General features: G+C 28.5%; 9 protein-coding genes, 1 pseudogene and 1 CRISPR repeat array. All 10 genes and pseudogenes read left to right on the forward strand.

Translation table 11 applies throughout. The annotated features are described in order from the left end of the window. Positions 1–784 (forward strand): phage head morphogenesis protein (locus AVBRAN12637_RS09295; protein ID WP_336615789.1); only part of this gene is annotated, 784 nt, incomplete at its 5' end. A 160-nt stretch (positions 785–944) separates the two neighbouring features. Next, positions 945–1,136, forward strand: a complete 192-nt coding sequence (locus tag AVBRAN12637_RS09300) for a hypothetical protein (protein WP_336615790.1) — start codon at positions 945–947, stop codon at positions 1,134–1,136. 791 nt (positions 1,137–1,927) lie between these two features. Beyond that, positions 1,928–5,713, forward strand: coding sequence for an HNH endonuclease domain-containing protein (locus tag AVBRAN12637_RS09305; RefSeq protein WP_336615791.1), 3,786 nt, complete (start codon positions 1,928–1,930; stop codon positions 5,711–5,713). Continuing rightward, positions 5,707–6,663 (forward strand): annotated as a pseudogene (gene cas1 / locus AVBRAN12637_RS09310) (CRISPR-associated endonuclease Cas1). Before AVBRAN12637_RS09305 ends, cas1 begins: the two are co-directional and overlap by 7 nt. Positions 6,664–6,665: 2 nt before the next feature. Further along, positions 6,666–6,932, forward strand: a complete 267-nt coding sequence (gene cas2 / locus AVBRAN12637_RS09315; RefSeq protein ID WP_336615792.1) for a CRISPR-associated endonuclease Cas2 — start codon at positions 6,666–6,668, stop codon at positions 6,930–6,932. Positions 6,933–7,146: 214 nt separating this feature from the next. Next, a complete protein-coding gene (locus AVBRAN12637_RS09320; protein ID WP_336615793.1) occupies positions 7,147–8,088 on the forward strand; it encodes a methionine ABC transporter ATP-binding protein in 942 nt (313 codons plus the stop codon). Then, positions 8,078–8,743 carry an ABC transporter permease subunit gene (locus AVBRAN12637_RS09325; protein ID WP_336607396.1) on the forward strand — a complete coding sequence of 222 codons (666 nt, stop codon included), beginning with the start codon at positions 8,078–8,080 and terminating at the stop codon, positions 8,741–8,743. Before AVBRAN12637_RS09320 ends, AVBRAN12637_RS09325 begins: the two co-directional genes overlap by 11 nt. A gap of 9 nt (positions 8,744–8,752) precedes the next feature. Then, a complete protein-coding gene (locus AVBRAN12637_RS09330; protein ID WP_336615794.1) occupies positions 8,753–9,535 on the forward strand; it encodes a MetQ/NlpA family ABC transporter substrate-binding protein in 783 nt (260 codons plus the stop codon). A 1-nt stretch (position 9,536) separates the two neighbouring features. After that, a complete protein-coding gene (locus AVBRAN12637_RS09335; protein WP_336615795.1) occupies positions 9,537–10,310 on the forward strand; it encodes a DUF169 domain-containing protein in 774 nt (257 codons plus the stop codon). 11 nt (positions 10,311–10,321) lie between these two features. Continuing rightward, positions 10,322–10,858, forward strand: a complete 537-nt coding sequence (gene cas4 / locus AVBRAN12637_RS09340; protein ID WP_336615796.1) for a CRISPR-associated protein Cas4 — start codon at positions 10,322–10,324, stop codon at positions 10,856–10,858. A 301-nt stretch (positions 10,859–11,159) separates the two neighbouring features. Then, positions 11,160–11,851: a CRISPR direct-repeat array (repeat unit 38 nt; unit sequence TATTGCAAACCTAATTCTATCACAACACGGTTTGAAAC). The last annotated feature ends 175 nt before the right edge of the window (positions 11,852–12,026 follow it).

Genomic DNA, 12,026 nt, shown 5'->3' on the forward strand with positions numbered 1-12,026 from the left:
TTTTAATCAAAACCTAAGACAAGTATATAGCTTTGCAAGATATGAAAAACAACTAATTAGCGATAAGCCTTACTTAAGATATGTAGCAATTATGGATAATAGAACTAGAGATAGTCATAAAGCCTTTCACGGACTTATTTTACCTAAGGAGCATTATTGTTGGCGTAACAATTATCCACCGAATAGCTGGGGTTGTAGGTGTAAAACACAGGTTTTAAGTAAAGATGAAGCAAGAGATTTGGGTTATACAGGAAAAAAAGCACCGCTTTTAAATATCCCTGATGATGGCTTTAAAAATGGTATAAAATCATACGAGCAAAAAATCCAAAACTTAACAGAGTATTTAAACGAGCAAGTAAAAGGCTTACCTCACGAGGTACATAAGGCAGTTAATACTAGGATAAAAGAAAGTTTAATGCAAATAAAAGAAGTTAGAAACAATTATAACACTATAAAAAAGGTATTTAATGATGAGAAAGAGCAAAACTATAAAGGAAAACTTTTAAAAGTAGGTAATTGTGATATTTTAGGACAAGACTTGCCATTATTTGTAAGCTTGGAAAATGTTTTTACTCATAAGCACAGAAAACATATAACATCTTATGATTATGCAATGATACCGCAAATGTTAAAAAACATTAAAAATAAAACACTTTCAAAAGCACATTCACAGGCTGAAGTAGTAGTTAGTCATTTAGGCACTTATTATCGCTTAGCTATTAAAAAGACTAGCAAGAATGAAGCTATTGTTACATCTATTACACAGGAAAGAAAGTGGGAATAAATGGTGGCGTTTGGGGAACCAACGAATAAACGGCATTGGCTAATGCTTAAGGCTTTCTGCAAAGTAGCGATATCAGTGCAGTTTAACCCCTTTACCCGAGTTAGTAGCCATCTAACTCATCGCAGGGGCATTATAAATAAACAATATTAAGGAGAGCTTAATGGATATGCAGTTTGGCTTAGGGCTAAAGTTAGCCTTAGGTGGATTTGATAAGCTAAAAACACAGCAAGAAAGATTAGAAAAACTTGGCAAAATTGCAAAGCTAAGCACTGATAAAATGAATAATCTAACAAAAAGCATAAATAAGCTTAATAATTTAGATATAAAAGCAGGTTTTGCAAAAAAGCATTAATAAAAATTTTGGTAATAATAGGTTTTTATTTTTCTATTTAAATTTTATTAGAATTGGGCTTATAATAAAAAATTACGATAAGTTTTTTATTTTTGTTTTTAAGTTTCAAACCGTGTTGTGATAGAATTAGGTTTGCAATAATTCATAATAACAAGGACAAGTATCAATGTTTTTGTTTCAAACCGTGTTGTGATAGAATTAGGTTTGCAATTTATATTTGCGATATTTTTTATCGCTGCAGGAGTTAGTTTCAAACCGTGTTGTGATAGAATTAGGTTTGCAATTCAAAAATCCTTATTTGTCCTATGGGTTTTTTAAGTTTCAAACCGTGTTGTGATAGAATTAGGTTTGCAATAGCAAGGAAAACTTGTTTGTATGTTAAGTATTTGAGAGTTTTTAAAAAGTAGTGATTTTTCCACTTTTAAAATTCTTTCAAATTTTAGAACTTTAATGGAAAAATTAAACCTATGTTTAGTTTGTATCACTAAAATTAAAAAGCAAATCTAATTCTATCACAATATATTAGGGTTTGAAATCATTTTAAAGTTAGTAAAATATCGGGCAACTGGCTTAGCCACCCCGATAACCCTTCAGTAAAATTAATTCAACTCATGATATTTTATGTATAGGTAAATGTTAGTTTTAAAACTTTTGATTTTAAAATCACTAATAAGAGTAGAAAAATATCGGATAATTATTTTATAACTCCGATATTTTATTATTTATTCCATAACATTTATAAATTATAATATTTTATATATACTCACACAAATGAATTTAAAGGAACAAAAATGAAAACTTATATTGGCATAGATATGGGAGCAAAAAATAATGGAGTATTTATAACACATACAAAAGATGGAAAGATTGTATATAAAACGGCTATGAACTATATTTTTGACCCATCTTTTATAAATTTTTTGAAAAAAGATAGAACTTCCAAAAGACACCAAAAAAGGGGTATAAAAAGGTCAAAATTTGCTAGAAGGCTTTTAAATGAATTGTTAAATAAAATCAAAATCAAAGATTTAAGCCAAAGCGAACTTGAGCTAATATATGGACTACTTAAAAATCGTGGGTTTAATTATATAAATATAGAATTTGAAAATGACATTAGCGATGAGGGCTTAGAATTGCTAAATGAAATTGATGGCTATGAGTTTAAAAACTGCATTAGTAAAAACGACTATGAATTAAGGCTTTCAACTTTTGCAAACGAGTATGATACTGATGAGTTTTGTGAGTTTTTAGCTAAGCAAACTAGCCTAATAATGCAAAAATATGATAACGATAAATTTGTTTATAATATAAAAGCAAGTGATAGAAAAGCTATTACAGATATGTTTGAAGCTCTTAGAAATGAAATGCTTAAAAATAACAAACACAGAGAAAAATATATACAAGACATAAAAGAACTTTGCAAAAGTGTGGAATTTGAAAGCGTAATTTCAAAATTAAATATAAATGCCGATGAGTTAGCCAACCTTATTGGTAATATTTCAAATTATCAAACAAGGGTTTTAAGAAGGTATTTTAATAACAAGTTTGATGATGTTTTTGATGATGAAAAATTAAGAAAACAAAGCATAAGAAATATAAAATTTCTTACCTTTCAAGGCGAAAAAGAGTTAGAAAACAAACGCACAATGTTAGAAAATCTAAAAAACTCAAGCTATGAATATCTATGTAAAAATGATCCGATAACAAGCATTCCACCATATGAGAGAATGAATAATAAACACCTTCAAACTTGTAATGTGTTGGTGCTAAAAGATAGCCTTAGCGATAGATTAAAAACTTGCCTAAAACATATTTTAGAAAATCCTAATTTTTCAAGCCTTACTATGGACGAAAACGGCGTTATCAAAGAATACAATGAGTTAGATGAAAATGAATTAAAAGTGGTTTTTCAAAGATTTTTAGATGTATCTAAGGGGTATTTAGAAGATATTAAGCTTTATCCTAGAAGTTTTGATAAATACGCAAAATATTTTAAAGATACAATATGCTTAAATGATAACGATTTTAATGCCTTACAAGACTTTGCAAATAAATATTATGATGAATTGCTGCTGGCTAAAAAAGGTGTATTGTCAAACAAACTTTTAAAGCCTTGTGGATGCCATACTCCTTATAAAAATAACCTTAAACATACTCATCTTAGTATTTTGTGGGCTAAACCTAGTGGATTTAGCGAAAATGATGTAAAAGTTTTTGTAGAGTTTATAAATAATAAAGAAAATAAAATTAAAGGTAATACTACTTTAAAGGGCTTTTTAGTTCATCTTAGCGAAACAGCTAAGCACTATCAAAATGCCTTTTACAAGGCTTTAGATGATGAAAATGCTTTGTTAGAAAATAAGGCTACAAATGATAAGGAATTAAAAAAGATTTTAGAGCAATACAAAAAAGCCTATGAATTAATAACAAGCCAAGAAATATTTAAAAATACAGCTAAAAGCGACAAGCTAAAAACTATGATAAATCAACTGCTTCAGAGTTCAAATATAATCCTAGATAATACTAAAGGTTTTAATAAGCTTTGCAAGGAACACTCATTGCAAACTTTACTAAGAACAAGTGGCGAGAAAGCTATGTGCTCGGTATTTGGCTCGGATAGTGCTAGGCTTATAAATGGTAGGGTTGAAATGTATATTGATAGACTTGCTTATGAGATAGTGAGTGATTTGGATTTAAGCAATACTAAAGAATTGAGTATAAATATAGAGCAAAATGCCTTTGCTTTTGAAACTGCGGCAAAAGAGCTTACAAAAACTAAAGTAAAAAGAAAGCCTAAAGAACATTTTGTAATATGCCCTTATAGTGGGGAGTCTTTAAATCTAAAAAATGCTGAATATGATCATATCTTGCCAAGAAGCAAAGGTGAGTATAATTCTGAAGCGAATTTAATTCCAGTAAAATCATACGAAAATCTTAGAAAAAGTGATGGGTATATTTATTTTACTGATTTAAAAGAAGAATATAAAAATGATATATACAAAAAGTGCGGTGTAGCAAATGAAAATGAGTTAAAAATCTTTATAAATAATACTTTAAAAGATATAGACACTGACAAATATACAAATTATAAAAATCTAAAATATCATGAGCAAATTGCTTTTAGACACGCGCTTTTTATGCCTAAAGAAAACTTTTATGCTAAAGCATTGGAATTATTAGAACAAGATAAATTAAAAACCACAACCAACGGCACTCAAAAACGCCTTGCTAAGCTAATAGTTCAAAAAGCACTAACAAAAAATGAAAATTTAGATATTAATGTAAAATTTATTGATAGTAAGCTAACAAGTGCTATTAGGCGTGGATTAGGCGAAAAATTACCAGAGATAGCAAAAGAAAAAATCCAATCAAGCCATAGCCATTGTATAGATGCTAGTGTGGTGTTTTATATAGCAAATGCTACAAAAGATAGCAAAACCGTATCTATAAACGAAACAACAAGTGAGCTTGAGCCAAAGTTTGAATTTAGCGATATTTATCTAAAAGAAAGCGAGATAAAAAACATACAAAGCTTAAAATATTTAGAGCTTAGCCAAGATAAAATCTCAAGAAAACAACTTTTTAAAGATACGATTTACTCTCTTAGATATGAAAATGCTAAAGCTTTAAGTGATAAACATTTTGGCATTTTAAAAGAGCTTGATTTGTTAGATGAGGTAAAAAAGCCAAATAAAACTAAAACATTTATAAATACCAAAAAAGTTTTTGATTTAATCTTTGCAAGTTTTGAGGCAAAAGATATAAAAACACTAGAAAAAATTAAATTTTTAGATAAGTTTTTGGTATCAAGTGTGAGAAAAGATGTTTTAGATATATTTTTTGATGCTAAAAGTGGTGAGTTAATCAAGCCTAAAGATAATGGGGCAAATATAGAAAAGTTCTATGCAATTCTAGTAAAAAATGAAGTAAAAACTAAAAATGAAGTAGAAAAAATCCATAAGCTTTATATAAATAATTTCTACACAGGCAATCAAAAAGATATAAAAAGAGCTAGAAACAAACGCCGTGTTACATACTCGCTAAGTGTAGCTAGTGCAGCTAGTTTTGTAGTGCGTAGAAATACAGGTTATGAAGGTTTAGCAAATGAAAACATAGCTACAAAAAATTATTTTGATAAAGATAGAATTGTGGGTATAAAATATCATAGCAAGAATGTTTTACCATTCAAAATAGTCGATATTTTAGATATTTTAAACCTTAGCGAAAATGCTAAAGAAATCTATAAAATAAGCATTAAAAATAATTTACCAGAAAAAATCTCAAAGCTTGACTTTATAGTTAGTGAAGCTGCTAGACATACGGTGCAAGTGCATTTTAACAAGGCAAAATTAGGATATGATCTAGATATTTTTAAGAGTGCATTAAATGATAAAAATGATAAATGGGTGAAGTTTTGTGATGAGTGTTTAAATGTTGAATTAGTTGAGTTTTTAGGTAAGCCAAGGGATTATAAAGCTAGTATAATTTGTGATAATTTTGAAGTTTTAGGGCTAAAATACACAACAAATCAAACCTCAAAAGCAAATAGACAAATTATGAAAGATAATATATGCTAAAACATCTCGTAGTGAATTCTTACGGGGTGTATTTGGGGCTAAAATCGGCTAGATTAGTAGTTAAAAAAGATGGAGAGTTAATCAAAGAATATCCACTTAAAAACCTAAAAACCATAAGTATAAAATCTCGTGGTGTAGGACTAAGTAGTGACTTAGCCTATGCTTGTGGAGTGCGTGGGGTTAAGATATTTTTTAATGACTTTAAATCTCATTTAGCTTTACACACTTTACACGAGCATAAAAGCGTAAATGTGATAAAACATTAGATTTTAAGCGAACAAAACGGCAAAGACCTAGCCTTAGCAAAAGAGCTAATCATAGGTAAAATCAAAAACCAACGCTCCACGATTTTATACTTTTCAAGGTATTTGCAAAATAATTTGCTAAAACAAAAAACCACCGAGCAATTAAAAACATTTATTAACGAGCTAAAAACTTATAAAATGACAAAAGATAGCATTTTTGGCATTGAAGGAAGTGCAGCAAAAGTTTATTTTGATTATCTTAGACAAACAAGGCTTTTAGGAGATGAGTTTGTAAATCGCACGGGCAGATATGCAGATGATAATGTAAATAAAGCCCTAAATTACGGCTACGCAATACTTTTAAACATAATTTATAAAAGCGTGATAAACGCAGGGTTAAACCCATATTTTGGAGTGCTTCATAGCTTAAGAAGTGCTAAGCCATCGTTAGTTTTGGACATTATGGAAGAGTATAGAAGTTTTTTAGTTGATAGAAATATTATCAAGCTAAGGCATCAGCTAAAGGGCGATTTTAATGAGTGTAAAAAGTTAATTTCAAATGAGATTTTTAGCTCACTTGCTAAAAAGTTGCCATATAATCACTCTAAACTAAGTCTTGAAAGCATCATACAAAGGCAAGTTTATAAGCTTAGTGGGTTTTTGTGCGGTGCGAATAATTATCATTCTTATGTGTTTAGGTGGTGAGCGTGTATATTGTAAGCTACGATATAGAAGATAACAAATCACGAACAAAGCTTTTTGAAGAGCTAAAGGATTTAGGACTTTTAAATATCCAAAAATTAGTCTTTTATGGAGAGCTTAGCAAAAGTGAGATAAAGGTGGTAAAAGAGCTTTTTAAAAAGCTTTGTGATGATGGGGATAAGGCGTTTTTGTGTAGGTGTGAGATAGATTTAGACTATACGCACGGCTATAAAAAGGCTGATTTAGAGCAACTTAGTTTTGATAGTATTTAGTAAATTTCGTATGTTTAGCTTAGATATGTTTAAGCTTAAATGTTGTTTGTTTATAAAATTTTATTGCTTAGTATAAATTTCGTATGTTTGAGTAAAACGATGAAAAAAAATAAAGAATTTAAAATAGTGATTAGGGAAAATGAGTAAATCTCATATTTATTGTTTGCTGTTATAATTTGTTTTGTTATGCATACAAATTGGCGTAAGGAAATCAATGATAGTTGTAAAAAACTTAAATAAATTTTACAATAATAATAAAATTTTAAACAATATATCCTTTAAAATAAATGATGGTAAAATCTGTGCAATTTTAGGCAAAAGTGGCTCAGGAAAATCTACATTACTATCTTGTATAAATGGCTTAGAAAAATTTCAAAGTGGTGAAATTTATATAGATAATCAATTAATCAATACTTTAGATGAAAAAGCACTAAGAATAGCTAGAAAAAATATAGGTATGATATTTCAAAATTATATTTTAATATCAAGAAAAAATGTTTATGATAATATTGCTTTACCTATGCAGTGTTGGGGATATGATAAAAATATAATTGATTTAAAAGTAAAATCACTTGCAAAACTAGTAGGGCTTTTTGATAAACTTTATGTAAAACCTAATGAATTAAGTGGTGGGCAAAAACAAAGAGTAGCAATAGCAAGGGCTTTATCGTTAGAGCCTAAGTATTTATTATGTGATGAATGTACATCAGCACTTGATGAAGGCACTACTGAATCAATATTAAAACTATTAAAAGAATTAAATGAAAAACTAAATATAACAATAATTATAGTAACTCACGAAATGAATGTGGTAAGGGCAATTTGTGATGAAATTTATTATATAAAAAATGGCGAGATATCTAATCTATTTAGTGCCAGTGAATTTTTCTTAAATGATGATTTTAGGCTTAATAAATCAGGTTTAGAGTTTAGTTTATATATAAAAAATTATGAAAAGTATACGCAAATATTTTATGATTTATCAAAAATTTTAAATAATCCTTATGAAATTATAAGTACTAATTATCATCATTTTAATAATACTTCTACTATGCAAATTAATATTTCAATAAATGAGATTGATAAAAATACTTTTTTAGATTTATTAAAAAGTCTAGATATTACTTATAAACAAAAGGATGATAGTGTTTGGTGATACAAGATTATTTGAATATATGAATATATTAATTATTCCATCAATTTTAGTAACTTTAAAAATGATATTTTTTTCATTTGTTTTTTCAGTTTTTTTTGGATTTTTACTTGGAATTTTAATGTTTATCACTAAACCAGATGGTTTAAAGCCCAATAAAATTATATTTTTCTTAGCAGAAAAATTTACTGATTTAATAAGATCATTTCCCACCCTTATTTTAATGGTAGCAATTACTCCCATAACAAAATTTTTTATAGGCACTTCAATTGGTGTAAATGCAGCTATTTTTACAATTACATTAGCGTGTACTCCTTTTGCAGCTAGAATGACTTTAAATTCGTTTAATACCATTGATAAGGATTTAATAAAAGTAGCAAAATCTTTTGGTGCTACAAATTTACAAATTATTTTTAAGGTTTTATTAGTTGAATCCTTACCGACTTTAATTTCTAACTACACAATAATGCTTGTAAATATGCTAAATATGAGTGCTATGGCAGGAGCTATTGGTGCTGGCGGTTTAGGAGCAGTTGCACTTGCTTATGGTTATCAACAATATGATGAGATGATAATGTATTTTATAGTTTTTATTTTGATAATTATAGTTTTTTTAATAGAAAAAATAAGCAAAATTATTTATTACAAACTTAAATAAGGAGAAAAAATGAGAATATTTAAAGGTATTTTGTTGCTTTTAGCATTTTTGCTAATAGCTTGTTCAAATGAAGATAAAAAAGTCATAAAAGTCGGTGGAACTGTGATTTCAAAAGTAACTTATGATGCTATTAAGCCTGTTTTTGAAAGTAAAGGCTATAAAAGTGAATTTATTTTACTTGATGCAAATCCAGTTTGCCTTGAGGCTTGTAATAGTGAAGAAGTTGATATTTCATTAGGTCAGCATAAAAAATTTATAGAAAATTATAATACTAGTAAGGGTGGAGATTTAGTGATGGTTAAGCCTTATGGTTATTATACGGGTATAGGGCTTTATTCTTTAAAATATAAAAATATTGAAGAAATTCCACAAAATGCAAGAATTGTAATAATGAACGATGCTATGAATATGCAAATTGCACTTAGAATTTTAGAAAATATAGGGCTTATAAAATTAAATGAAAATGTAAAAAATCCTACAATTATTGATATTGTACAAAATCCTAAAAATATACAAATAATAGATTTAGACCAAGCCCAAACAGTAAAAGCATTGGATGAATTAGATGCTGCTTGCGTATTTTTTACTCATATGAGTAATGCTAAAAAAGACCCAAAAAGTTATTTAGCAAGAGATAATGAAATGATAAATGTTCCTATGGGTGTTATTGTAAAAGCAAAAAATGAAAATGCAAAATGGGCAATTGATTTTGCAAATAGTTTTAAAGATAAAGGTGTGCAAGATAAGATAAATGCTGCTTTTCCTGGAGTTTTTGAGTTTTATAAGGACTAATATGAATTATATTGATATTGTTAATACACTTTATTCTTCACTAATTTTAAAGTATAAAATTATAGGAATTAAATTAATTAATTCAAAAGAAGAATATGAAAAAATTGATTTTAAAGAGCCATCAAAGGCTCTTAATTATTGTGCTATGGTAAGAATGGCTGCTATGGGAACTGCTTATAAGGCAAAAGAAGCTGATTTTAAGTGCAAAAGTGCTCCTAGAGTATTAGGTATAAATCCAACTGATACATTGAATGATAAAGGACAAAGATGGGCTAGTTGGGGGCTTTATAAAGACGATAAAACAGCTTTTAATGTTCGTTCAAAATTAAACTACTTTAAAGAGCAAAATTATGGAGTTGTTATAGCTCCTATTGAAAATTATTTAAATTTACCTGATGTTATAATTTTTATTTGCAATCCTTATAATGCTATGCGTATTTTTCAAGGATATACATATAGCTATGGAATTTGTGATAATCTTGAAGTTATAGGAAATCAAGCAATTTGTTATGAAAGTACTACTAGAATTTTACAAAATAAAAATATAAGCATATCATTTTTATGCACAGGCACAAGACACAAGGCTGGTTGGGGTGATGATGATATGTCAATAGGGATTAATAAAAAATGTTTAGAAGGTATAGCTAGAGGTATTTTAAATACCATAAATCCAATGGAGCACTATAAAAAGAAAAAAATTATAGAAGAGAATTTAAAATTAAATAAGATAGATTATAAAGTAGAATATTCGTGTAATTATTATAAAAAAGCTTAGATTGGAATTTCATGGAACTTTTGAAGGCGAGTTTGATTAGGCAGTTTGTGTTTTGTCCTAGGATATTTTATTTTTATAATTTTTGCGATATTACACCAAAGTATCCTAAACATGTAGATTTTGGCAATGATTTTCATAAAAAGCAAGACGAGCTTTTCAAAAGTCGCACATTTGCTAAACTTGGACTAAGCGAATATAAAGCCTATAAAAATCAATATTTAGAAGATAATGAGCTGTGTGGGGTTTGTGATATGCTATTTGTTGGGGTTGATGAGGTGGTGGTGCTTGAGTTTAAACAAAGCGATAATCTAAATCTTAGCAACGGGGCGAAAATGCAACTACTAGCATACGCAAAAATGGCTAGTCAAACTTATGCTAAGCCTTGCAAAAGAGTGATTTTATGCTCATCAAATCATCTAAAACATAAGGTTTTTAATATTTTTCCGAATGATTTTGCTAGGCTTAAAAGAGTTGTAAAAAATATGAAAAATCTTTTAGATAATGGAGTTTTTCCAAATAGTAGCGCTAGTCTTAATGCTTGTAATTAATGTGAATTTTTTAACTATTGTGATGATAGGGAATAAATTTAGTATGTTTGTGTTAAAGTTTATCAGGGTGGCTAAGCCAGTTGCCCGATATTTTACTAACCTTTCGGTATTTCTACCTACTTATGATTTCAAACGCTCGTTGTGATAGAATTAGATTTGCTTTTTAATTTTAGTGATACAAACTAAACATAGGTTTAATTTTTCCACTAAAGTACTAAAATTTGAAAGAATTTTAAAAGTGGAAAAATCACTACTTTTTAAAAACTCTCAAATACTTGATATATAAGCAAGTTTTCCTTGCTATTGCAAACCTAATTCTATCACAACACGGTTTGAAACTATTGTACTTTTCTCCCCTTCACTTAAGGTTTCAAATTGCAAACCTAATTCTATCACAACACGGTTTGAAACTGGAATGCAGCTGATTATATGCAAGCACTTGGTCGTATTGCAAACCTAATTCTATCACAACACGGTTTGAAACATAGCTGCAAAATCTAACTTTAAAATTTTTACCATATTGCAAACCTAATTCTATCACAACACGGTTTGAAACCGATAATAAATATCGCATTCAAATATTTTAAAATATTGCAAACCTAATTCTATCACAACACGGTTTGAAACCTACCACTAGAACGAACCAAACAAGAGTTAAAAATTTATTGCAAACCTAATTCTATCACAACACGGTTTGAAACCAGCTTGAGCTTTTTCTGTTTCGCCCAATTCATCGCTATTGCAAACCTAATTCTATCACAACACGGTTTGAAACGCTCCACAAAATCTCAAGACGGATAAATTAACCCTATTGCAAACCTAATTCTATCACAACACGGTTTGAAACTAAAGGCACTAAAAATCTACTCATTGTAAATCTTCTATTGCAAACCTAATTCTATCACAACACGGTTTGAAACAATGAAAAACCAAAATCTTGCATCATAACCTTTCTTATTGCAAACCTAATTCTATCACAACACGGTTTGAAACCCACTTTTAATAGTCGCTAATCTTTTGTCTTTGTCATTGCAAACCTAATTCTAACACAATAATGCTAGAAAGTAATGATGTAACATAGTAATACAAAACAAATACAATCAATTAATAAATAAGAAGCTGGAAAAACTAGTAGTGAGTTTAAATTATTTACATATTTTAAAATATT

The sequence above is a fragment of the Campylobacter sp. RM12637 genome (assembly GCF_020137645.1).
Lineage (GTDB): Bacteria > Campylobacterota > Campylobacteria > Campylobacterales > Campylobacteraceae > Campylobacter_E.

Bases quoted from the DNA above. Each gene is read 5' to 3' on its own strand.
- AVBRAN12637_RS09335 (WP_336615795.1), top strand. From the start codon at position 9,537: ATGAATTATATTGATATTGTTAATACACTTTATTCTTCACTAATTTTA.
- AVBRAN12637_RS09300 (WP_336615790.1), top strand. From the start codon at position 945: ATGGATATGCAGTTTGGCTTAGGGCTAAAGTTAGCCTTAGGTGGATTT.
- cas4 (WP_336615796.1), top strand. From the start codon at position 10,322: ATGGAACTTTTGAAGGCGAGTTTGATTAGGCAGTTTGTGTTTTGTCCT.
- AVBRAN12637_RS09330 (WP_336615794.1), top strand. From the start codon at position 8,753: ATGAGAATATTTAAAGGTATTTTGTTGCTTTTAGCATTTTTGCTAATA.
- AVBRAN12637_RS09320 (WP_336615793.1), top strand. From the start codon at position 7,147: ATGATAGTTGTAAAAAACTTAAATAAATTTTACAATAATAATAAAATT.
- AVBRAN12637_RS09305 (WP_336615791.1), top strand. From the start codon at position 1,928: ATGAAAACTTATATTGGCATAGATATGGGAGCAAAAAATAATGGAGTA.